Source organism: Amycolatopsis sp. AA4 (genome assembly GCF_002796545.1).
In the GTDB taxonomy this organism is placed as follows: Bacteria; Actinomycetota; Actinomycetes; order Mycobacteriales; family Pseudonocardiaceae; genus Amycolatopsis.
In genome coordinates this window covers 7,614,377-7,635,858 of record NZ_CP024894.1, presented here as the reverse complement: position 1 = coordinate 7,635,858, position 21,482 = coordinate 7,614,377, and the positions used below count along the sequence as shown (strand labels likewise).

Sequence of the window (21,482 nt, the reverse complement as noted above, 5' to 3'; positions counted from 1 at the left end):
GCAGTGGCGAAGGGCGACAAGAGCAAGGGCATCGACCCGACGTGGCCGGGCGAGCCGGGCGAGCACCCGGTCACCGAGCTGTCCTCGGACCGGCAGGGAGCGCTTTCGCCGTTCGGCGACCTGGCCTTCCCGCTCGAGCAGGTGCCTTACGTGCACCCGGAGACCGAGATCAACCGCTGACCTGCGGACCGCGTCCGGGAGCGCCGCGAGCCGCGGCGCCCCGGGCCTGAAGTTACTGGTCAGTCACCCGGTTGGGGTGGGGTGGCGCGGGTCACCGGACTAGATTCGAGCCGTCCGAACCCACACCACCTGCGGGGAGTACGTGTCATGCCGGTTCCCGGTCCCGGGTATTCGATCACCGTCCGGGTCGAGGCCCCGGCCTCGTCCACGGCGGCGGGCGATCTCACCACCGCGGTCGGCCGCGTCGGCGGCGTGCTGACGGCGTTCGACGTCGTCGAATCGCACGCGGACATGATCGTGGTCGACATCAGCGCCAACGCGCTGTCGGAAAACCACGCGCAGGACATCACGCAGGCGCTCGATTCGCTGCCCGGCGTCCAGGTGCGCAAGGTCTCGGACCGGACGTTCCTGATCCACCTCGGCGGCAAGATCGAGGTCAGCCCCAAGGTCGCGCTCCGCAACCGTGATGACCTGTCCCGCGCGTACACGCCGGGGGTCGCCCGCGTGTGCCAGGCGATCGCCGCGAACCCCGAGGACGCGCGCCGGCTGACGATCAAGCGCAACACCGTCGCGGTGCTCACCGACGGTTCGGCCGTGCTCGGCCTCGGCAACATCGGCCCGGCCGCCGCGCTCCCGGTGATGGAGGGCAAGGCGGCGCTGTTCAAGAAGTTCGCCGGCGTCGACGCGTGGCCAGTCTGCCTGGACACCCAGGACACCGAAGAGATCATCATGATCGCGAAGGCGCTCGCGCCGGTGTACGCGGGCATCAACCTCGAGGACATCGCCGCGCCGCGCTGCTTCGAGATCGAGAAGCGGCTGCGCGAGCAGCTGGACATCCCGGTCTTCCACGACGACCAGCACGGCACCGCGATCGTCGTGGTCGCCGCGCTGCGCAACGCGCTGCGCGTGGTCGGGAAGAACATCGAGGACTGCAAGATCGTGGTCAGCGGCGTCGGCGCGGCCGGTTCCGCGATCATCCGGCTGCTGCTGCGCAAGAACCCGGGCGACATCGTGGCCGCCGACATCGACGGCATCGTCTACCCCGAGCGCGGCAACCTCGACGACAACCTGACCTGGATCGCCGAGCACACCAACAAGGACGGCAAGTCCGGCACCCTGCACGACGCGCTGGTCGGCGCGGACGTCTTCATCGGCGTCTCGGCCCCGAACCTCTTCGGCGCGGAGCAGGTCGCCAAGATGAACGACGACGCGGTCGTGTTCGCGCTGGCCAACCCGGACCCGGAGATCGACCCGCTGGAAGCCCAGAAGCACGCCGCGGTCGTCGCCACCGGCCGCAGCGACTTCCCGAACCAGATCAACAACGTCCTGGCGTTCCCGGGCGTCTTCCGCGGCCTGCTCGACGCCGCCGCGCACAACATCGACGACAACATGCTGCTGGCCGCCTCCGACGCGATCGCCGACGTGGTGGACAACGGCAAGCTCAACGCGTCGTTCATCGTGCCGAGCGTGTTCGACAGCGCGGTGGCCCCGGCGGTCGCGGAAGCGGTGCGCAACGCCGTCCGCGCCGAACGCGCCAGCTGACCCAGGCTCCGTCCGTGAAGGGCTCCTTGAGGGAATCAGATTCCCTGAAGGAGCCCTTCACGGACTTTGGGCGGAGTTGCGCAGTAGCCTCGCGGGCGTGAGTGAACTCAGCCATGTCGACGAGTCCGGGGCGGCCCGGATGGTCGACGTCTCCGGCAAGACCGCGTCCGCGCGCACCGCGCTGGCCGGCGGGACCGTCCACACCACGGCGGAGGTCGTCGGCCTGCTTTCGGCCAACGGCCTTCCCAAGGGCGACGCGCTGGCGACCGCGCGGATCGCCGGGATCATGGGCGCCAAGCGGGTGCCCGAGCTGATCCCGCTGTGCCACCAGATCGCGCTGTCCGGGGTCAAGGTGGAGTTCGAACTGGCCGAAACCGCCGTGCACATCAGTGCGACGGCCAAGACCAAGGACGTCACCGGGGTCGAGATGGAGGCGCTCACCGCCGTCGCGGTCGCCGGGCTGACGCTGCACGACATGATCAAGGCCGTCGATCCGGCCGCGACGCTCGACAACGTGCGGCTGCTCCGCAAGGACGGCGGCAAGACCGGGACCTGGGAGCGGCCATGACCAAGACCGCGCGCGTCATCGTCGCGTCCAACCGCGCCGCGCGAGGCGTCTACGAGGACAAGACCGGCCCGGTGCTCGTCGCCTGGCTGGCCGGACGGGGCTACGACGTGCCGCCGCCGGTCGTCGTCGAGGACGGCGACCCGGTGGGCGTCGCCCTGCGGGCCGCGGTGGCCGACGGCGTCCAGGTGATCCTCACGACCGGCGGCACCGGCATCTCGCCGACCGACCGGACCCCGGACGTCACCCGCGCGGTGCTGGACTACGAGCTGCCCGGCGTCGCGGACGCGATCCGCGCGGCCGGACTGCCGAAGGTGCCCACCGCGGTGCTGTCGCGCGGCGTGGCCGGGATCGCGGGCCGGACCCTCGTCGTGAACCTTCCCGGGTCGAGCGGCGGCGTGAAGGACGGTCTGCGGGTGCTGGAGGACATTCTCGAGCACGCGGTGGACCAGCTGGCCGGTGGAGACCACCCGCGCGAGCCGTCGGGTCCCGCGGTCCGGATCCTGCGCGCGGACGTGAGCGACCAGCCGCTGTCGGTCGAGGAACACGCGCGACTGGTGGAGGACGACGCGGCGGGCGCCGTGGTCACGTTCTCCGGAGTGGTCCGCGACCACGACGGCGGCAAGGGCGTGCGCGATCTGACCTACGAGGGCCACCCGACGGCCCGCGACGTGCTCGCCGAGGTGGTCAACGACCTGGCGGCGCGCTGGAAGGGCGTACGGGCGGTGGCGGTGAGCCATCGGGTCGGCGCGCTGACGATCGGGGACGTGGCGCTTGCCTGCGCGGTCGCCGCCGAGCACCGCGGCCAGGCTTTTACGGCGTGCGCGGAGCTGGTGGACGAGGTGAAGGCGCGGCTTCCGGTGTGGAAGCACCAGCACTTCACCGACGGCACGGACGAGTGGGTCAACTCGCCCTGACCCCGTGAGCGCTGTTCAGCAGCCTGGAGACGACGAAAGGCCCATCGCGAGGGATTGACGCGGTGGGGCCTCTTCGGGCGTTCTGTGCCCCGGCGACGTGCTCGCCGAGGCGGTGAGCGATCTGGCGACGCGTGGGGAGGGCGTGCGGAGACGTAGAGCCCGGAGACGACGAAGGGCCCCACCGCCAGGGGATTGACGCGGTGGGGCCCTTCGGGCGTTCTGTCACAGCAGTCGCTGCGCCGGAACCAGCCTCACGAGGAGGCCAGGGTTCACTTGGTGGCGAGCTTCTGGCCGACCACGATGAAGTTCGGGTTCGACACGTACTGCTTGTTCAGGTCCTGCAGCTTCTGGTAGCCGCCCTGGATGTTGTTCTCCTTGGCGATCTTCGAGAGCGTGTCGCCAGCCTTGACGGTGTAGTCGCCGTTCGGGTTGGAGTTCGCCACCAGCGCGGCGACCGGCTGGGCCACCTTCTTCGGGGCGTCGCTCTTCGGGGTCGCCTTCTTGGTGGCGGTGCTCTTCTTCGGGGTCGCCTTGTGCGCGGAGGCCGAGCTGCCGGCCTTCTTGCTGCACACCGGCCACGCGCCGGGGCCCTGGCCCTGCATCACGCGCTCGGCGACGGCGATCTGCTGCTCGCGCGACGCGCCCTGCGGGCTGCCGGTGCCGCCGTAGGCCTTCCAGGTGCTCTGGGTGAACTGGAGACCACCGTAGTAGCCGTTTCCGGTGTTGGTGTTCCAGTTGCCGCCGCTCTCGCACTGCGCGATGGCGTCCCAGTTCGTCGCCGACGCGGGGGTCGCGGCGATCGCGAGGGGGGCGCCGACCGCGATACCCGCGACTGCGACACGGGCAATGGTGCGGGTGGCGGCGGACATCTTGCGGTGCTTGCCTCGGTAAGACATCTGAAAACTTCTCGATTCCTGCGCCTACGAGCTCGATGCTGCGGGTCGGGTTGGGAGCCCGTCCGCCCGTTGCCGGGCGGCTGACGCGGACGTCGCACGACGCGCCGTCTTCGTCCCCTCGTCTCTGTCCGGAAATGCTTTCGCTCGGGGTATGGGTCCGGGGATCCGTTGGACAGAGCTGGGCGCTACGGATTCCCGGTGTTGCTTGGTCGGTCGGGGCCAACCGAAAAGCGACGGTACGTAATTCCGAGCGTGATCGGAAATCATTCGGGGTGTGACCTACGTCACAGTAACGGCACGCAACCTGTCTCGATCCGCCTGTTTGCGCTGGTCAGAGCGTCGTTATCTGCCCGTTTTCTTGCCGAGATATTTCACGGATCGTGAGGCTTGGGTCACGTCGATAAGGCGTCAAGGGGCCATTCGCAGCAGATAAGGGCGAGCACTCTAAACCACTCGTCAACTGTCGGCCACTGCCCGCCGAGTGGTTCTTTGAGCTGCGCAAATAAGCCGTGAGCGAAACGCTTCGGAGAGTAGGGATAAAGCGCGTTGACCGCTCAGCGCGCCAGTGCCGCCATTCGTCGTGGTCCGGACCAATCGACCGGAAACCGCCGCTCCGGCCGTGCACGCGGCGCTCAGCCGGGTGAACGGGGCCTTTCCGGCGGCTCATCCGCCGGCGAACGGCGGGAGGACGTCCAGATGGGCCCCGTCACTGAGCGCGCGGCCGCGATCGCGGACCGCCACCTCGTTGACCAGGAAGCTCGCCGCGTCGAGAACACGGGAAAGTTGCCCGGGGTGCAGCTCGCGCAGCGCCTGGACGGCGTCGGCCACCGTCGCGCCCGCCGCCAGCTCCACCTTCTCCTCCTCGGTGCCCGCCGCGGCCCGCGCCGAGGCGAAGTACCGGACGACGACCGTCACCGGAGAAGCGGGCACAGAGGGAGAGGTCATCGCTCAACCGCCGATCGCGCTCATCGGCCGGATCGGCTGCGCGAAGCCGGCCTCGTTGATCTCGTGGCCCGCGAGCTTGCGCCACATCGTCGCCCGCCACGCGTCCGCCACCTCCTCATCGCGCGCGCCCGCGCGCACGAGGGAACGCAGGTCCGTCTCGTCGTTCGAGAAGAGACAGGAGCGGACGGCGCCGTCGGCGGTCAGCCGGGTGCGCTCGCAGGCGGAGCAGAACGGCCTGGTCACCGACGCGATCACGCCCACGTCGCCCGGTCCTCCGTCGACCAGCCAGCGTTCGGCGGGGGCGCCGCCGCGCGGGGCCGGGAACGGGGAGAGCGTGAAGGCCTCGCCGAGCATCGCGAGGATCTCCTCGGCGGTGATCATGTCGCGGCGGTTCCAGCCGTGCTGCGCGTCCAGCGGCATCTGCTCGATGAACCGCAGGTGGTAGCCCTCTTCGAGGCAGAACCGCAGCAGCGGAACCGCCTCGTGCTCGTTGTACCCGCGCATCAGCACGGAGTTGATTTTGACCGGCGACAGCCCGGCGTCGCGGGCGGCGGCGAGCCCGGCCAGCACGTGCGGCAGCCGGTCGCGGCGGGTCAGCTCGGCGAAGCGCTCGCGGTCGATCGTGTCCAGCGACACGTTGATCCGGTCGAGCCCGGCCGCGACGAGACCGGGGGCGCGTTTGGCCAGCCCGATCCCGTTGGTGGTCATGGACACCCGGGGGCGCGGTTCGAGCGCGGTGATCCGCTCGACGATGTGCTCCAGCCCCGGGCGCAGCAGCGGTTCGCCGCCGGTCAGCCGGATGTCGGTGACGCCGAGCATCTCGACCGCGATCCGCATCAGCCGGACCAGTTCGTCGTCGGAGAGCACCTGCTCGCTCGGCATCCAGTCGAGGCCCTCGGCCGGCATGCAGTACGTGCAGCGCAGATTGCACCGGTCGGTGAGGGAGACCCGCAGGTCGGTCGCGACGCGGCCGAAGGAATCGACAAGACCGGGGTGCTCGGGCCGGGGCGTGCCGGACGGACCTCGGTTGCCGGGGACGCGAGGAAACCCGAGATGTACTGCTGTCATTACTCTCAGGATAGCTTGCGGCGTCTGAAAAGGCAGTCTTGCGAAAAACCTGGAAACCACCCTCGGTTCCGATGTGGAGGCACTCGGTGAGCACCGCTGAGACGAATAGTGAGCTGACTCACTTCGCCGCGCTGGCGGCTCAGCTGCGCACGCACCTCGTCCTCCGGCACGCTCGCGACGCCGCCCTCGAAGGGCTTTCGGCGACCGAACTGCAGGCTCTCGAACTCGCCGGACAGAGCGCGGATTCCCTTACGCCAGGCCGAATCGGGCAGCTCACCGGCTTGTCGACGGGTGCGGTGACCGGCGTGCTCGACCGGCTGGAGAAGGCCGGTCTGGTGCTCCGCGAACGCGACCGGACCGACCGCCGGAAGGTGCTCGTGACGATCACCGGGGCCGGCCGGGAACGGCTCGACGCCGTCTCCGCGCGGGTCGCGCGCCGCCTTGCCGAGGTGCTCGCGGAGTTCAGTTCCGCAGAACGGAAAGTCCTCGGGCGTTATCAGTTCGCAATGCTCGAAGCGTTACGCGAAAATGCGCGGCCCGCATAGCTTTTCCGCATCTGCGGGGATAATGTTCCGGCCATGCCGCAATTTCGGTTGTCCGAGGCCGCTCGGCTCCTCGGCGTCAGTGACGACACCGTCCGCCGGTGGGTTCGCGCGGGTCAGCTGACCGCGACGGACGACGCCGCCGGCCGCAAGGTCGTCGACGGCGCGCAGCTCGCCGGGTTCGCCCGGGCGCAGGCCAGCGAACCGGACGACCCGTCGGCGGTCGGCCGCTCCGCCCGCAACCGCTTCGTCGGGCTCGTCACCGAGGTCGTCGCCGACAAGGTGATGGCGCAGGTCGAACTGCAGTGCGGGGCGCACCGAGTGGTGTCACTGATGAGCACCGAGGCGGTCCGCGAGCTCGGGCTGCGCCCGGGCGTGCTCGCGGTCGCCGTGGTCAAGGCGACCACCGTCGTGGTGGAAACCCCGGAAGGATCCAGATGAAGAAGCTCGCCCTCGTCGGCGCCGCGACGCTCGCGCTGTTCGCCAGTGCCTGCAGCTCCGGCGACCAGCCCAGCTCGAACCCGGGCGCGGGTTCCGCGTCCGCTCCCGCCCCGGCGGGCGGCGCGAGCGGCACGCTGACCGTGTTCGCCGCGGCCTCGCTCACCGAGTCGTTCAACGCGCTGGGCAAGCAGTTCGAGGCCGCGCACCCGGGCGTAAAGATCACCTTCGACTACGAGGGTTCCTCCGCGCTCGTGCAGAAGCTGGACAACGGGGCCAAGGCCGACGTGTTCGCCTCGGCGGACCAGAAGAACATGGACAAGGCCGTGCAGGACGGCGTCATCGACGGCCAGCCGACGGTGTTCGCCACCAACAAGCTCGCGATCGCCGTGGCCAAGGGCAACCCGAAGGGGATCAAGACCTTCGCCGACCTGACCAAGCCGGGCCTGAACGTGGTCGTCTGCGCGCAGCAGGTGCCGTGCGGTTCGGCCACGCAGAAGGTCGAGCAGACCACCAAGACCGCGCTCAAGCCGGTCAGCGAGGAGACGAACGTCAAGCAGGTGCTGGCCAAGGTCCAGTCGGGCGACGCCGACGCCGGGCTGGTGTACGTCACGGACGCGACGTCGGCGGCGGGCAAGGTGGACAAGGTCGACTTCCCGGAGTCGTCGGGCGCGGTGAACCAGTACCCGATCGCGGTGGTCAAGAACGCTCCGCAGGCGGCGCTGGCGAAGCAGTTCACCGACTTCGTCCTCGGGGAGCAGGGCAAGGCCGAACTGGCCAAGATCGGGTTTGGCCCTGGCAAGTAAGGCGGGCGCGGCGGCCGAGACCCGGCCGCCGCACGCCCGGGTTCCGCTCGTCCTCTGGTTCCCCGCCGCGGCGGCGCTCGCGCTCGTGGTGCTGCCGGTGGTCGGCCTCCTGGTGCGGTCCGATCTGACCCGCCTGCCGTCGCTGCTGGTCACCCCGTCGTCGCTGAACGCGCTCAAGCTGTCCCTGGCGACCGCCGCACTGTCCACAGTGGCCTGTGTGGTGCTCGGCGTTCCGCTCGCGGTCGTGCTGGCCCGCTCCCGGGTGCCGGGCGTGCGGATGCTGCGGTCGATCGTGCTGCTGCCGCTCGTGCTGCCGCCGGTGGTCGGCGGACTGGCCTTGCTGTACCTGCTGGGCCGCAAGGGTTTCCTCGGCATCTTGATCACCTGGCTGACCGGCGAGCAGGTGCCGTTCACGACGGCCGCGGTGGTCATCGCGCAGACGTTCGTGGCGATGCCGTTTCTCGTCGTCAGCCTGGAGGGCGCGCTGCGCGGCTCCGGTGACCGGTACGAGCAGGTCGCCTCGACCCTCGGCGCGCGCCCGTGGACGGTGTTCCGCCGGGTGACGCTGCCGTTGCTGCTGCCCGCGCTGGGCTCCGGCGTCGTGCTGAGCTTCGCTCGCGCGCTGGGGGAGTTCGGCGCGACCATCACGTTCGCGGGCAGCCTGGAAGGCGTGACCCGGACGCTGCCGCTCGAGGTCTACACGCAGGCCGAAGTGGACATCGACAGCGCGGTCGCGCTCGCGTTGCTGCTCATCGTGGTCGCCGTCCTGGTCATCGCGTTCGCGCGGCCGCGGTCGTGGGAAGGCGGGCTGCGGTGACGCTTTCCGCGAAACTGGCGCTGACCCGCGGCGAGTTCTCGCTCGACGTCGAGTTCACCGTGCCCGGCGGCACCGTGCTCGCGCTGCTCGGTCCCAACGGCTCCGGAAAGTCCACTGTGCTCGGTGGCCTCGCCGGTCTGCTGTCGGTGACCTCGGCCGACGTCACGCTCGCTGACCGGCGGCTGGCCGGGAACGGCGTCGACCTTCCGCCGCACGAACGGCGGATCGGCCTGCTGTCCCAGGACGCGCTGCTCTTCCCGCATCTGTCCGCAATGGACAACGTCGCGTTCTCGCCGCGTTCGACCGGTGCCGGCCGGGCGGAGGCGCGGGCGATCGCCGCGCGGTGGCTGGCCGAAGTGGACGCGGCGGAGTTCGCGAACCGGCGGCCGAGCCAGCTGTCCGGCGGGCAGCAGCAGCGGGTGGCGATCGCGCGAGCGCTGGCGTCCGCGCCGGATCTGCTGCTGCTGGACGAACCGTTCGCCGCGCTCGACGTCGACTCGGCCCCGGCGATCCGCGGTCTGCTGCGCCGGGTGCTGCGCGACGGCCCGACGACTGTGCTGGTCACGCACGACCCGCTGGACGCGTTGGCGCTGGCCGATCACGTAGCGGTGATGAACGGCGGCCGGATCGTCGAACGCGGCCCGACGCGGGAGGTGCTCGCCGCGCCGCGGACGCCGTTCACCGCGCGGATCGCCGGGTTGAACCTGGTGTCCGGCGTGGCGGTGGAGGACGGATTGCGCACGCCCGCCGGTGAAGTGGTGACGGGGTTGCTGACGCCCGACACGGTGGTGGGCGAGGGGGCGGTCGCGGTGTTCGCGCCGAACGCAGTCGCGGTTTACCCGCACGACGGCGAGCACCACGGCAGCCCGCGCAACACGATCGACGCCGTCGTCGCGGCACTGGAACCGCACGGTCCGGTGATCCGCGTCCGAACCGAGGGCGACGGCTGGGCACACGGCCTGACCGCCGACCTCACCCCGGCCGCCGTCGCGGAACTCGCGCTGGAGCCCGGTTCGGCGGTGGAGCTATCGGTGAAGGCCGCGACCGTCGCGGTGCATCCGGCCGCGGCCTCCTGAGCCGAGCATCCCCCCTCACGGCGCCCGGCCCGGTCCCGGTCAGCCGTCGTGGTGGTGGCCGCCGCCCGGGTGGACGTGGAACTTCGCCACCTCGGGCGGGTGCACGACGAACGGCCGCATCATGCCCTCGTCCTCGTGGTCGAGGATGTGGCAGTGGTACATGAATTCGCCGGTGCCGCCGCCGAACTGGCCGGCGACGCTCACCCACTCGCCGGGGTTCACGATGATCGTGTCCTTCCACCCCTCCTCGTACTTCTCCAGCGGGATCTCGGTGAAGCCCTCGATCGCCTTGGTCGTGCGCTCGGCGACCGGGTCGAACGTCGTGGCGAAGCGACGCCGGAAGAGCGCCTGGAATTCGGTCAGGTGAATGTGGAACGGGTGCGCCGGCCCGTCTTTCGCGACGTGCACGATGTTCCACACCGCCCACTTGTCGTGGTCGAGGAAGATGCCCGTGGTGTCGTCGAAGAGCCGCCCGATCATCCGGAACGTCTTCAGCCCGCCCGCCGGGTCCTTCAGCTGGATGACCCCCTTGCCGCCCGGATCGGCGTCGACCTCTTCGAGGTCCCACATCTCCGGATGCCCGCTCGCGTTGAGCAGCAGCGCGACCCAGACGTGGGCGTGGTCCTCCGGCAGCGTCGAACCGTGCTTGATCCGGACGTAGGACGTCGAGAGCTTTTCGGGCAGCTCGAACGAATCGTGCCGCGCGCGGCTTTCCACCCGGAACTCCAGGACGTCCGGTTCGACCCCGCCGAGGCCCGGATCGGCGTTGCGCAGCTTGAGTTTCCGTCCCGGGAACCGGCTGAAATCGATCAGCACGTCGAAGCGCTCGGCGGGCGCGACGGTCAGTCCGCCGGACGGCAGCGGTGCGGGCGCCGGCAGCAATCCGCCGTCGGTGCCGATCAGGCGGACCGCGTCGTTCTGCGGCACGTTGTTCTCGTCGACCAGGTTCAGCGTGTAGAACCGCTCGTTGGCCGAGTTGAGCAGCCGGAAGCGGTACCACCGCGCGCTGACGTCGAGGTGCGGCCAGATCACGCCGTTGACCAGCGTGAACGGACCGGAGAACGGGATCATCGGCCCGTTCGGCACGTACGGGAATTTGTACAGCAGCTGCCCGGTGAGCCTGCCGGTCTCCGGGTCGGTGTCGAGGTTGCGGTCGGCCAGGATCAGCGGCAGTTCGCGGTCGCCGCCGGGCAGGCCCAGTTCGTCCTCCTCGTCGTCGCGGATCAGGTACATCCCGGCCAGGCCCGTGTGGACGTTGAACCGGGTGATCGCCATCGCGTGGTCGTGGTACCAGAGCGGCATCGCCTGCTGCCGGTTCTGGTACTCGACGAGCTGCGACGTGCCCTGGAGGCCGGCATTGTGCGCCCAGCCGTCGTTGCCCGCGTTGGTGCGGGCGCCGTGCAGGTGCACGACGGTCCAGGCGGGCAGGTCCGCGACGCCGTCGACGATCGAGTAGCCGGGCCGGTCGAGCTCGCGGCCCGGCCGGCTGGCCGGGCCGTCGCCCACCGGTCCCTGAACGGCGACCAACGGGACCTTTCCCTCTATTTCATTCGACCACGAAATCCGCAGTTGTTTGCCGCTGCGCACTTCGATTGTCGGCCCCGGGAAATGTCCCGCGTAGGTCCACAAGTCGCTCGGCGGCAATTGCGAGTGCAGTCGCTGCCGCTTGGCCACCATCGGAATGGTGATCATGTCCTGGCCCCACCACGGCGGCCGCAGCACCGGCGGAACCGGCAGCGGGTCAAGGAATTTGGCGAGCCCCCAGTTCGGCCCGGTGATCGGGTCCGCGACGGCAGGCCGGTCGGCAATGTCAGTCATGCGGTTGTTCCCCCTTCAAGACAAGGGGCAGGAAGAATTGCGCCACGGCGAATACGCCGGTGCTGACGGAAAAGATTCCCCCGAACCCCCTCGGTGACCGGTCGCGCGACTCCCCTCGCGTTACCGGCAATTTCCACTGTAGCCGTTTTCGTCGTATGCCGCAGGTCTCTCGCGCGCGTGATAGGTTTTCGCGCATGAGCGAAGGCCGGTGGACGTATCTCTCCGACATGGACGGTGTGCTGGTCAGGGAGGAACACCTCGTCCCGGGGGCGGACGAGTTCCTCGCCGAACTGCGGAACAACGATATCGACTTTCTCGTGCTCACCAATAACTCGATCTACACCCCGCGCGACTTGCGGGCGCGGCTGCTGCGGACCGGACTGGACATCCCCGAGGAGTCGATCTGGACCTCGGCGCTGGCGACCGCGAAGTTCCTCGCGTCGCAGCGGCCGAACGGCTCGGCGTTCGTGATCGGCGAAGCGGGGCTCACCACGGCGCTGCACGAGGTCGGCTACGTGCTGACCGAAAGCGACCCGGACTACGTCGTGCTCGGCGAGACGCGCACGTACAGCTTCAGCGCCATCACCCGCGCGATCCGGCTGATCGAGGGCGGCGCGAAGTTCATCGCGACCAACCCGGACGCGACCGGCCCGAGCATCGAGGGCTCGATGCCGGCCACCGGGTCCGTCGCGGCGTTGATCGAACGGGCCACCGGCCGCTCGCCGTACTACGTCGGCAAGCCGAACCCGCTGATGATGCGGTCCGCGCTGCGCCGGCTGGGCGCGCATTCGGAGTCGACGCTCATGATCGGCGACCGGATGGACACCGACGTGCACTCCGGGATCGAGGCCGGACTGCAGACCATTCTGGTGCTCACCGGCATCTCGAACGAGGAATCGGTGGAGAACTACCCGTACCGGCCGACGAAGGTGATCGGCTCGGTCGCCGACCTGATCGGGCGAACGCTCGACCCGTTCGGCGAAGGCTGACCGCCCACCGCCCGGGAACAGGGCATATCGTCGAACAATGAGCGTCTATGTGGTGGGCGACGTCCACGGGCACCGGGACGCCCTGGTTGACGCACTGCGCGCCGAGGGCCTGGTCGACAGCGACGGCAACTGGGCCGGCGTCGACGACCGGCTGTGGTTCCTCGGCGACTTCACCGACCGCGGCCCGGACGGCGTCGGGGTGATCGACCTCGTGCGCCAGCTGCAGGACCAGGCGGCCGAAGCGGGCGGCTCGGTGCAGATGCTGCTCGGCAACCACGAGATCCTGCTGCTGGGGATGTACCACTTCGGCGACCGCCCGGTGCCGTCCGACTTCGGGCCGCGCAGTTTCGCGCGCAGCTGGGAGATCAACGGCGGCCTGCTGTCGGACCAGGACCGGCTCACCCCCGAGCACATCGAATGGCTCACCGCCCGCCCGCTGGTCGCGGTCGACGCGGACCATCTGCTGCTGCACTCGGACACTCTCGAGTACCTCGACTGGGGCGAGGATCTCGACTCGATCAACGCCACCGCCCGCGACATCCTCTCCGGCAGCAACATCGAGGACTGGTGGGACGTGTGGCGGCGGATGACCACCCGGTACGCCTTCCGCGGTCCCGACGGCGAGGAGAACGCCGACCGGCTCCTCGACGCGCTGGGCGGTTCGCGGATCGTCCACGGGCACAGCGTGATCGCCGACCAGCTGGGCATCCACCCGACGCAGATCGAAGGCCCGTACCTCTACGCCGGGGGAAAGGCGCTGGGCATCGACGGCGGCCTGTTCGTCGGCGGACCGTGTCTCGTGGTGAAGCTGCCCTTCGAGCCGGAGGACTAGGCGTACCGCAGCTCGAGGATTCCGGACGGGAAGGCGGTGCTCTTCACCAGGCGCAGCCGCCGCGCCTCGTCGAGCTGCGGGAACAGCGGCGCGCCCTTGCCGGTGACCGCGGGGAGCACCCAAAGCCGGTACTCGTCCACGACGTCGAGCTTGATCAGCGAGTGCAGAAACGCGGTGCCGCCCGCGGCGACGAGATCCTTGCCGGGCTCGGCCTTGAGCTTCGCGATCTCCTCGGCGAGGTCCCCGCTGACGATCCGCGTCTCGGCCCAGTCGGCTTCGGTGAGGGAGCTGGAGAACACGACCTTGGGAATCGCGTTCATCGCCTTGGCCGAGGGATGGTCGGAGGTGGGCCAGAAGCCTGCCATGGCCTCGTAGGTATTGCGGCCCATGAGGAAGGCGCCGGTCTCCCATAGCTCGTCGACGAAGTACTTCTCCTGCTCGGGGTCGTCGATGGACATCAGGACGTCCCGGATGCCGTTGTCGGCGTCGGCGCTCTTGCCGTCGAGCGAGACGTAGAAACCGAGGATCAGCTTTCGAGTGTTGGTCATGCGGCTTAGCCTGCTGCCGATGGATTGAATTGTCAAGACAAAAATATTGTTCGGTGGCGTTCGGGGGAATCGGCTGGTCCGGGAACGGAAGGTGCCGGAGGCTGGAGGTCGTGCCGGTGTGGCAGATCGCGACGTCGAGCGCGGCTGGCTCTTTGATCGCGCTGATCGGTGTGTTCGCCGGAGTCGTGGCGACGACTCGGACTCAAAGGCGGCACTGGGCGCGCGACAAGCTCACCGACGCGTGCCGGGACATCCTTCGAGAAGCGACGCGCGTCCAGCGAGCCTTCCTGCACCGGTGGGAGGGCAGCACTGAGCCGATCGACTGGGTGGCCTGGAACCAGGCGTTGTCCGGCCTGTGGCTGTTCGGCGACGACCGTCTCGTCCGCGCCGCCGCGCAGATGGACGAGACGTTCTTCCTCGTTCAGCAGGCCTTCCGGAAAGGCGAGGTCGCGGACCTCGCCTCGTGGCGCCGCGCCCGGGACGCCATGGAGTCCGACCGGCTCGCCTTCATCAATTGCGCGCGAAGCGGAGCCCTGAACGCGAAGCTGACGATCCGCACGCCGCTGAACTCGCGCCCGGAGTCCGACCGGCGCGACCCCGGCGAAGAGACGAGCCGGTGACTGGCCCTCAGGAGTCCACGATCTCCTTGCCCAGCGGCATCAGCGAGATCGGGATCATCTTGAAGTTCGCCAGCCCCAGCGGGATGCCGATGATCGTGAGGCACTGCAGGGCCCCGGTGATCAAGTGGCCGATGCTGAGCCACAGGCCGGCGACCAGGAACCAGATCACGTTGCCGACGAACGAGCCCACTCCGGCCTCGCGGCGGTCGACGACCGTGCGGCCGAACGGCCACAGCGCGTAGTTCGCGATCCGGAACGACGCGATGCCGAAGGGGATCGTGACGATCAGGACGCAGCAGACGACCCCGGCCAGCAGGTAGCCCAGCGCCATCCAGAAACCGGCGAGCACGAGCCAGATCACGTTGAGGATCAGTCGCATCAGACGTACAACTCCCCGCTCACTACGGTGACGGCCTGGCCGCGCAGCAGCACTCGATCGTCGCGGACTTCGGTGCGTACGGTTCCGCCTCGGGCGGAGAGCTGGTGTCCGACGAGGGCGGTTTTGCCCAGTTGCCCTGCCCAGTACGGGGCCAGCGAGCAGTGTGCGGAACCGGTGACCGGGTCCTCGTCCACGCCGACACCGGGGCCGAAGAACCGGCTGACGAAGTCGTCGCCCGCCGCGGTGAGGATGAGCCGTCCGGTCCAGGTGGCGCGGAGGGCGTCGAGGTCCGGCTCCGCGTCGCGGACCGCTTCGACGCTGTCCAGCACCGCGAAGAGGTTCTCGCGCGCCCGCCCGGTGAACTTCGCGGGCGCTTTGAGGAGGTGGGACAGGTCTTCGCCGGTCTCGACGGGCGGGTCGGCGGGGAAGTCCATCTCGATCCAGCCGTCGGCCTTGGTGCAGGTCAACCGGCCGCTGAGCGTGTCGTAAACCTGGTGCCCGCCAAGGACATGCGTGACCGCGATGGTGGCGTGCCCGCAGAGCGCGACCTCGGCGGTCGGGGTGAACCAGCGCAGCGATTTCGCTCCCTCGCCGGAGTTGACCACGAAGGCGGTCTCGGAGTGCTTCATCTCCGCCGCGACCTGCTGCATCCACGCGGCGTCCGCGGGCTGGTCAAGCACGACGACGCCGGCCGGGTTGCCGGCGAAGGCCCGGTCGGTGAAGGCGTCGACGAGATGGAATTCGGTGTGGGCACTCGGGTCCATGAACCCGATCTTGCCGCGCCGGGCGGGCGAGGGCATCGGGGATTAGCCCTGAATTCTCAGCGCACGCCCTCTTCGATGGTCTCCAGCAGCCACTTGCGCAGGTGCGTGCCGGTCGAAGGGGTGAAGTGCAGCCGGAATCCGCCGTCGGGCAACGGTTCCGAGAACGTCAGGTACCGGCCGCCGTCGGTGTCCACGAACGTCGCCGTCGAGACCGGGCGGAGCGTGCCTCGGCCCGGCCGCAGCGAAAGCTCCACGGTTCCGTGCCGGTGCAGCGGCCATTGCGAGTACCCGGCCAGCGCGTCGCGATCCTGGCGCGAGGGCGCGGGAGGCTCGGCGTTGCGTTTCGCGGGCGGGGGCCGGGTGATCGCGACCGGGGGAACGGGCATCGCGGGATAGGGCGGGAACATGCTCAGCACCAGGTCGACCAGCCGCTCCGGCCGGACCTGGCGGAAGCGGAGCCCGTCGTCGACCTGCTCCGAGAACACGCCGAGGCCCTCGCCGATGCACGCGCGGTACAGCACCACCCCGGACGGCGGTTCGGCCGCGCGCACGATGATCAGCACGTCCGGCTTGGTCCAGGCGCGCAGAGTCGCTTCGACGTCCCGGTCCAGTTTCTCCGCGTCGGCGAGGCCGCGGCCGCGCAGCGCGTCCCAGGCTTCGTCGGCCAGGCGGCGGTGCTCGGTCATCGTCGCGCCCGCGCTGCGGATCTCGAACGGATGCCACGACGCGGGCAGTCCGGTGCGCCGCACCGCCACGTCGGTCTCGGTCCAGCCCAGGGAGAATTCCTCCGGCAACGTCCCCGTCCCCTCGTGCACGCGACAACCCGCACCGAGGGTAGCGGAACGGGCACGACGATCAGCCGCTCGTGCGAGCGCACCCCATAACTAGGGTGGCGGAAAGGTCCGAAATCGAGCTTAGACTCGGGCTCGTCGAAGAAGACCGCCACGGGAGGCACCGATGCCTGACGCGCCCGCACTGCCCAGCTACGCCTCCGGGACCTCCAGCGTCCCCCTGCTCGGCGACACGATCGGGGACAATTTCGACCGCACGGTAGCCGCTTTCGGCGACCGGGACGCGCTCGTCGACCGCGAGGCGGGCGCCCGCTGGACCTACCGCGAACTCGCCGCCGAGGTCGACACCCTCGCGCACGGGCTGCTGGCGTCGGGCATCGGCAAGGGCGACCGCGTCGGCATCTGGTCGCCGAACCGGGCGGAGTGGACGTTCCTCCAGTACGCGACGGCGAAAATCGGCGCGATCCTGGTCAACATCAACCCGGCCTACCGCTCGCACGAGCTGAAATACGTGCTCAACCAGGCAGGCATCCGGCTGCTGGTGGCCGCGGACAAGTTCAAGACGTCCGACTACGCCGCGATGATCGAGGAGGTCCGGCCGGACTGCCCCGGCCTGGAAGCGGTCGTGCTGCTCGGCACCTCGTCGTGGACCGACCTGATGGAATCCGGCCGCGGCGGCGACCCGGCGCGGCTCGCGCAGCTGCAGGCCGGGCTGTCCGCGGACGATCCGATCAACATCCAGTACACGAGCGGCACCACCGGCTTCCCCAAGGGCGCGACGCTCAGCCACCACAACATCCTCAACAACGGCTATTTCGTCGGCGAGCTGTGCAATTACACCGAGGAGGACCGGGTCTGCATCCCGGTGCCCTTCTACCACTGCTTCGGCATGGTGATGGGCAATCTCGCGTGCACCAGCCACGGCGCGTGCATGGTCATCCCGGCCCCGGCGTTCGACCCGAAGGCCACGCTCGCCGCGGTCGCCGCCGAACGCTGCACGTCGCTGTACGGCGTGCCGACGATGTTCATCGCCGAGCTGAACCACCCCGAGTTCGAGACGTTCGACCTCGGCTCGCTGCGCACCGGCATCATGGCCGGCTCGCCGTGCCCGGTCGAGGTGATGAAGCAGGTCATCGACCGGATGGGGATGACCGAGGTGTCCATTTGCTACGGCATGACCGAGACGTCGCCGGTGTCCACGCAGACCCGCGCCGACGATTCGGTGGAACGCCGGGTGTCCACGGTCGGCCGGGTCGGCCCGCATCTGGAGTCCAAAGTGGTCGATCCGGAAACCGGGCTGACCGTGCCGCGCGGCACTCCCGGCGAACTGTGCACCCGCGGCTATTCGGTGATGCTCGGCTATTGGGAGGAACCGGAAAAGACCGCCGAGGCGATCGACGCCGCGCGCTGGATGCACACCGGCGACCTGGCGATCATGGACGACGAGGGCTACCTCAACATCACCGGCCGGATCAAGGACATGGTGATCCGCGGCGGCGAGAACATCTACCCGCGCGAGATCGAGGAATTCCTCTACACGCATCCCGACGTGCTGGACGCGCAGGTGATCGGCGTGCCGGACGTCAAGTACGGCGAGGAATTGATGGCCTGGATCCGGATGCGCGAGGGCGCGGAACCGCTGACCGTCGAGTCGGTGCGCGAGTTCTGCCAGGGGAAGCTGGCGCATTACAAGATCCCGCGCTACATCCACGTGGTCGAGGAATTCCCGATGACGGTGACGGGGAAGGTGCGCAAGGTGGAGATGCGGCAGCAGTCGGTGACTTTGCTGGGGCTGGAGCAGGCGGCGGCGCAGAAGCACGCGTGAACCTCGTGAGTGTTTATGCCGGTTCTAACCGGCATAAACACTCACGAGGAGGTCAGGCGGAGGCGGCTGCGGCGGCTTCGGCGAGCGCCTTTTCGTCTTCCTCTCCGAACGTTTCCTCAAGCTGCTCAGGCGAGTAGTCGAGGTCGATCTGCTCGACCGGCGTGCCTCGTGCGGATTCGATCGCCCCGAGGCGGCGCTGGGCACGGTCAGCGGCGTACTGGAGCAACTCTTCCGGATCGTTGTCGAACGGGACTTCCTCGAACTGGTCCTGCACCCACTGGATCATCCCGAGCGCGTGCGGCAGCAGTTCGCCCATGCGTTCCTGCACCGCGTCCCACATCGCGTCGTCCGCGGCCACGTGCCTGCGGCAAGTAAAGGTGCCCCACGCCATGTGGCGGCGTTCGTCGTCGCCGATGTGGCGCACCAATTCCTGCATTCCCGGCAGGATCTGGTTCTGCGTGCAGATCAGCTGCCACGAGTAGTACCCGGTGAGCGCGAGGCTGCCTTCGATCACGTGGTTGTACGTCACGCTCGCGCGGATCTGGTTGAGCGGGCTGGGATCGTCCTCCAGCGCGCGCAGCGACTGCGGCAGTTCCTCGTAGAAAAGCTTGCGGTAGTGCGGGTTTTCCGCGACGTAGGAGTGCAGGTCGTCGTCCAGTCCGACCGCGTCCATCCAGCGGCGGAAGACCTCGACGTGTTTGGCTTCCTCGAAACAGAACTGCGTCAGGTACATCTCGTCGCCGAACCGGCCGGTGGCCGACATCGCGCGCATGAACGGCTGGATGTCCTCGGTCACCGCCTCCTCGCCCGCGATGAACTGCGCCACCAGGTAGGTGGTCGAGCGCTGCTGTTCGGGCGTCAGGCTGTCCCAGCCCTCGCGTTCCTTGCTGAAATCGAGGTCCGCCGGGTTCCAGAATTTCTTGTTCCCCTTGACGAACAGCCGCAACGGGAACGAGTCCCAGTTCAGGCCGCCCTTGCGCAGGGACGAGAATCCGCTGCGCAGCTCCGGAAGCGTCTCGGTCATGACTGGCCCTCTCGTTTCACTCCATTGTGGACGAATCGGTCGATGGCGGGGGCGAGCACCGCGAGGATCGACTCCGCGGCCTCGGGTGCGGAATGCGTCGGCAGCACCAGGTGGCTGAGCGACAGCCGGACCACCGTTTCGGCGAGCAGCGCGGCGGATTCCGGGGTGAGCCGGGGTTCGAGCGCGAGGTACTGCTGCGTCGCGAGTTCGGCCGACGCGGTGAGGATCGGCTCGCCGCGCGAGGTCAGCAAGGGCAGCAGATCCTCGCCTGCCTCGGTGCCGAGCGCCGCCGCGATCAGCCGGTTCTCCCTGGCGTGTTCGATGGTGTAGACGACCGCGCCGCGGATCCCCGTGAGCAAACTCTCGGCGTCCTCGAACCGGCAGCGGATGCCGTCGAGGAATTCCGCCGCGACGCGCAGCGCGACGGCCTGCGTGAGCGCCGCCTTGCTGCCGAACTCGTTGTAGACCGTCTGCCTGCTGACCCCGGCTTTCGCGGCGACGTCGGCCATCCGGAGGCCCTGATGGCCGCGGTCGGGAAGGAGATCCGCGGCCGCGTCCAGCAGCGTCTCGCGAAGCGTCGCCTTGGTCCGCTCGGTGAAGCTGGTCACACCGCCAGCTTGACACAGGCTGAATCTGTGTCAAGAACCTTTACCTGGATGGTCCACGTGTACAGCAACGGGAGAGGAATTGTCGGTGCGGACGGCTACCGTGTGGGCCGTGGGCATCACGGTGGGGTTCGACCTCGACATGACATTGATCGACCCGCGGCCGGGCATGGTCGCGGCGATGAACGCGCTGGGCAAGAAGTCCGGGCTGCCGTTCGACGGGGAGGCGTTCGCCTCGAACCTCGGTCCGCCGCTCGATCAGGCGCTGCGCGACTTCGGCGCGCCCGAGGACCGGATCCCCGAGCTGATCTGGCAGTTCCGCGAGCTGTACCCGGAGACGGTCGTGCCGAGCACGGTCGCGCTGCCCGGCGCGGCCGAGGCGCTGCACGCGGTCCGGGCGGCGGGCGGGCGGACGCTCGTGGTCACCGGGAAGTACGGGCCCAACGCGCAGATGCACCTCGACGCGCTGGGCATGCGGGTCGACGCGCTGGTGGGCGAGCTGTGGTCCACGCAGAAGGCGGCGGCCCTGCTGGAACACGACGCGCGGGCGTACGTCGGCGACCACCTCGGCGACGTGCGGGGCGCGCGAGCGGCCAGCGCGGTGTCCGTGGCCGTGGCGACCGGGCCGTGCACCCGCGAGGAACTGGCCGCCGAGGGCGCGGACGTGGTGTTCGACTCGCTGGTCGAGTTCCCCGAGTGGTTTGCCAGGACGTTCGTGGAGACCGCGGTGTAACCGCTGCTCAGCCGTGCTTTCCGGCGCGGGCTTCCTGGATCAGCGCGATCAGCCCGAGCAGCAGGCCGAGCGGCGTGATCACCCCGGCGGCCGCGCTGAGCCACACCGGCAGGTTCTCGAGCCCGGCGGCGAACAGCACGAACACCGTCGCCACCGCGAGCATGCCGATGGCGAACAGGCCGATGCCGAGCCGCATGAGGATCGGTTTGCCGGTCTGCTTCGCTTTGTTCTCCATGGGGGGTGAGAGTAACGGGACTATCCGCTTCTCCCCAGCGCCTGTGGCGAGATACGCTTGTCGGACGCGCGCCTCGAGATCGCTCGGGGCGCGTTCGTCGTGACCTGCACAGCAGAAGGACTGGTGAGGGAAGTGCCGACCGGCAAGGTCAAGTGGTACGACGCGGAGAAGGGGTTCGGCTTCGTCACGCAAGACGGCGGTGCGGACGTCTACATCCGCAAGGCCGCGCTGCCCCACGGCGTGGAGGGCCTGAAAGCCGGGCAGCGGCTCGAGTTCGGCGTGGCCGACGGCAGGCGCGGACCGCAGGCGCTCTCCGTCCGGCTGCTGGACCCGCCGCCGTCGGTCGCCGAGGCGCGCCGCCGTCCCGCGGAGGAGCTGCACGGCCTCGTCGAGGACATGATCAAGCTGCTGGAGCTGAAGGTCCAGCCGGACCTGCGGCGCAACCGGTACCCGGATCGCAAGAACACCAAGCAGATCGCGGAGATCATGCGGGCGGTCGCGCGCGACCTCGACCCGTGATCGGCGAT

26 protein-coding genes are annotated in these 21,482 nt (G+C 69.2%); 15 read left to right on the top strand and 11 right to left on the bottom strand.

What is annotated here, in order from left to right; genetic code table 11:
• Nucleotides 1–3 precede the first annotated feature (3 nt).
• The 4 genes from CU254_RS35255 to CU254_RS35240 all read left to right on the top strand — a co-directional run bounded on the left by CU254_RS35255 (nucleotide 4) and on the right by CU254_RS35240 (nucleotide 3,204).
• Complete coding sequence (locus CU254_RS35255) at nucleotides 4–180, top strand: hypothetical protein (RefSeq protein ID WP_086024922.1); 177 nt, start codon at nucleotides 4–6, stop codon at nucleotides 178–180.
• A gap of 147 nt (nucleotides 181–327) precedes the next feature.
• Entirely contained in the window at nucleotides 328–1,722 is a 1,395-nt protein-coding gene (locus CU254_RS35250) for an NAD-dependent malic enzyme (protein WP_009083946.1), read from the top strand.
• 97 nt (nucleotides 1,723–1,819) lie between these two features.
• Nucleotides 1,820–2,290: a cyclic pyranopterin monophosphate synthase MoaC gene (gene moaC, locus CU254_RS35245; RefSeq protein WP_078560995.1), complete on the top strand. Its 471-nt coding sequence runs from the start codon at nucleotides 1,820–1,822 to the stop codon at nucleotides 2,288–2,290.
• Nucleotides 2,287–3,204 carry a molybdenum cofactor biosynthesis protein MoaE gene (locus tag CU254_RS35240; protein ID WP_037715839.1) on the top strand — a complete coding sequence of 306 codons (918 nt, stop codon included), beginning with the start codon at nucleotides 2,287–2,289 and terminating at the stop codon, nucleotides 3,202–3,204. The genes moaC and CU254_RS35240 overlap by 4 nt, the downstream gene beginning before the upstream one ends.
• A gap of 269 nt (nucleotides 3,205–3,473) precedes the next feature.
• On the opposite strand, the gene CU254_RS35235 is transcribed toward CU254_RS35240, so the two are convergent.
• From CU254_RS35235 to moaA, 3 genes are all read right to left on the bottom strand, one after another.
• Complete coding sequence (locus tag CU254_RS35235; RefSeq protein ID WP_009083941.1) at nucleotides 3,474–4,100, bottom strand: transglycosylase family protein; 627 nt, start codon at nucleotides 4,098–4,100, stop codon at nucleotides 3,474–3,476.
• Between the two features lie 663 nt (nucleotides 4,101–4,763).
• On the bottom strand, nucleotides 4,764–5,045 hold the full coding sequence (locus CU254_RS35230) for a MoaD/ThiS family protein (protein ID WP_009083939.1): 282 nt from the start codon (nucleotides 5,043–5,045) through the stop codon (nucleotides 4,764–4,766).
• Nucleotides 5,046–5,048: 3 nt separating this feature from the next.
• Nucleotides 5,049–6,113, bottom strand: coding sequence for a GTP 3',8-cyclase MoaA (gene moaA, locus CU254_RS35225; protein ID WP_009083937.1), 1,065 nt, complete (start codon nucleotides 6,111–6,113; stop codon nucleotides 5,049–5,051).
• Nucleotides 6,114–6,199: 86 nt separating this feature from the next.
• Between moaA and CU254_RS35220 the strand changes: the two genes are divergently transcribed.
• The 5 genes from CU254_RS35220 to CU254_RS35200 are packed head-to-tail and all read left to right on the top strand — an operon-like array spanning nucleotide 6,200 to nucleotide 9,792.
• On the top strand, nucleotides 6,200–6,658 hold the full coding sequence (locus CU254_RS35220; RefSeq protein WP_234392780.1) for a MarR family transcriptional regulator: 459 nt from the start codon (nucleotides 6,200–6,202) through the stop codon (nucleotides 6,656–6,658).
• Nucleotides 6,659–6,691: 33 nt separating this feature from the next.
• Nucleotides 6,692–7,096 (top strand): molybdopterin-binding protein, encoded by a 405-nt coding sequence (locus tag CU254_RS35215; RefSeq protein WP_009083933.1) that lies wholly within the window; start codon nucleotides 6,692–6,694, stop codon nucleotides 7,094–7,096.
• A complete protein-coding gene (gene modA, locus CU254_RS35210; RefSeq protein ID WP_037715837.1) occupies nucleotides 7,093–7,899 on the top strand; it encodes a molybdate ABC transporter substrate-binding protein in 807 nt (268 codons plus the stop codon). The genes CU254_RS35215 and modA overlap by 4 nt, the downstream gene beginning before the upstream one ends.
• A complete protein-coding gene (locus CU254_RS35205) occupies nucleotides 7,889–8,716 on the top strand; it encodes an ABC transporter permease (RefSeq protein ID WP_050788505.1) in 828 nt (275 codons plus the stop codon). The genes modA and CU254_RS35205 overlap by 11 nt, the downstream gene beginning before the upstream one ends.
• Nucleotides 8,713–9,792 carry a sulfate/molybdate ABC transporter ATP-binding protein gene (locus tag CU254_RS35200; RefSeq protein WP_037715835.1) on the top strand — a complete coding sequence of 360 codons (1,080 nt, stop codon included), beginning with the start codon at nucleotides 8,713–8,715 and terminating at the stop codon, nucleotides 9,790–9,792. The genes CU254_RS35205 and CU254_RS35200 overlap by 4 nt, the downstream gene beginning before the upstream one ends.
• A 39-nt stretch (nucleotides 9,793–9,831) precedes the next feature.
• On the opposite strand, the gene CU254_RS35195 is transcribed toward CU254_RS35200, so the two are convergent.
• Nucleotides 9,832–11,610 carry a multicopper oxidase domain-containing protein gene (locus tag CU254_RS35195; protein WP_009083926.1) on the bottom strand — a complete coding sequence of 593 codons (1,779 nt, stop codon included), beginning with the start codon at nucleotides 11,608–11,610 and terminating at the stop codon, nucleotides 9,832–9,834.
• Between the two features lie 194 nt (nucleotides 11,611–11,804).
• Between CU254_RS35195 and CU254_RS35190 the strand changes: the two genes are divergently transcribed.
• Both CU254_RS35190 and CU254_RS35185 read left to right on the top strand, forming a co-directional pair.
• Nucleotides 11,805–12,599 carry an HAD-IIA family hydrolase gene (locus tag CU254_RS35190; RefSeq protein WP_009083925.1) on the top strand — a complete coding sequence of 265 codons (795 nt, stop codon included), beginning with the start codon at nucleotides 11,805–11,807 and terminating at the stop codon, nucleotides 12,597–12,599.
• Nucleotides 12,600–12,636: 37 nt separating this feature from the next.
• The gene (locus CU254_RS35185; RefSeq protein ID WP_009083923.1) at nucleotides 12,637–13,431 is read left to right on the top strand and encodes a metallophosphoesterase; all 795 of its coding nucleotides are present in this window, start codon (nucleotides 12,637–12,639) and stop codon (nucleotides 13,429–13,431) included.
• Here CU254_RS35185 and CU254_RS35180 read toward each other — a convergent pair.
• Entirely contained in the window at nucleotides 13,428–13,979 is a 552-nt protein-coding gene (locus tag CU254_RS35180) for a dihydrofolate reductase family protein (protein ID WP_037715833.1), read from the bottom strand. The two genes, CU254_RS35185 and CU254_RS35180, sit on opposite strands and share 4 nt — an antisense overlap.
• A 53-nt stretch (nucleotides 13,980–14,032) precedes the next feature.
• Between CU254_RS35180 and CU254_RS35175 the strand changes: the two genes are divergently transcribed.
• On the top strand, nucleotides 14,033–14,599 hold the full coding sequence (locus CU254_RS35175) for a hypothetical protein (protein ID WP_009083917.1): 567 nt from the start codon (nucleotides 14,033–14,035) through the stop codon (nucleotides 14,597–14,599).
• Between the two features lie 7 nt (nucleotides 14,600–14,606).
• Here CU254_RS35175 and CU254_RS35170 read toward each other — a convergent pair whose 3' ends face one another.
• From CU254_RS35170 to CU254_RS35160, 3 genes are read right to left on the bottom strand one after another with little or no spacing between them, the layout of a single operon-like run.
• Nucleotides 14,607–14,978, bottom strand: coding sequence for a YccF domain-containing protein (locus CU254_RS35170; RefSeq protein ID WP_009083915.1), 372 nt, complete (start codon nucleotides 14,976–14,978; stop codon nucleotides 14,607–14,609).
• Nucleotides 14,978–15,742, bottom strand: coding sequence for a PhzF family phenazine biosynthesis protein (locus tag CU254_RS35165; RefSeq protein WP_037718502.1), 765 nt, complete (start codon nucleotides 15,740–15,742; stop codon nucleotides 14,978–14,980). Before CU254_RS35165 ends, CU254_RS35170 begins: the two co-directional genes overlap by 1 nt.
• Before the next feature lie 56 nt (nucleotides 15,743–15,798).
• Entirely contained in the window at nucleotides 15,799–16,557 is a 759-nt protein-coding gene (locus CU254_RS35160; protein WP_009083911.1) for an ESX secretion-associated protein EspG, read from the bottom strand.
• Between the two features lie 142 nt (nucleotides 16,558–16,699).
• On the opposite strand from CU254_RS35160, the gene CU254_RS35155 reads away from it, so the two are divergent.
• Nucleotides 16,700–18,358, top strand: coding sequence for an AMP-binding protein (locus CU254_RS35155; RefSeq protein ID WP_037715831.1), 1,659 nt, complete (start codon nucleotides 16,700–16,702; stop codon nucleotides 18,356–18,358).
• Between the two features lie 52 nt (nucleotides 18,359–18,410).
• Here the strand turns inward: CU254_RS35155 and CU254_RS35150 are convergent, their stop codons facing one another.
• Nucleotides 18,411–19,382: a R2-like ligand-binding oxidase gene (locus CU254_RS35150; protein ID WP_009083906.1), complete on the bottom strand. Its 972-nt coding sequence runs from the start codon at nucleotides 19,380–19,382 to the stop codon at nucleotides 18,411–18,413.
• Nucleotides 19,379–19,990, bottom strand: a complete 612-nt coding sequence (locus tag CU254_RS35145) for a TetR/AcrR family transcriptional regulator (RefSeq protein ID WP_037715829.1) — start codon at nucleotides 19,988–19,990, stop codon at nucleotides 19,379–19,381. The genes CU254_RS35150 and CU254_RS35145 overlap by 4 nt, the downstream gene beginning before the upstream one ends.
• 109 nt (nucleotides 19,991–20,099) lie before the next feature.
• Here CU254_RS35145 and CU254_RS35140 point away from each other — a divergent pair, with 109 nt between their 5' ends.
• Complete coding sequence (locus CU254_RS35140; protein ID WP_037715826.1) at nucleotides 20,100–20,720, top strand: HAD family hydrolase; 621 nt, start codon at nucleotides 20,100–20,102, stop codon at nucleotides 20,718–20,720.
• A gap of 7 nt (nucleotides 20,721–20,727) precedes the next feature.
• Here CU254_RS35140 and CU254_RS35135 read toward each other — a convergent pair whose 3' ends face one another.
• Nucleotides 20,728–20,955, bottom strand: coding sequence for a hypothetical protein (locus CU254_RS35135; RefSeq protein WP_009083901.1), 228 nt, complete (start codon nucleotides 20,953–20,955; stop codon nucleotides 20,728–20,730).
• A 132-nt stretch (nucleotides 20,956–21,087) separates the two neighbouring features.
• Here CU254_RS35135 and CU254_RS35130 point away from each other — a divergent pair, with 132 nt between their 5' ends.
• Nucleotides 21,088–21,474, top strand: coding sequence for a cold-shock protein (locus CU254_RS35130; RefSeq protein ID WP_037718500.1), 387 nt, complete (start codon nucleotides 21,088–21,090; stop codon nucleotides 21,472–21,474).
• The last annotated feature ends 8 nt before the right edge of the window (nucleotides 21,475–21,482 follow it).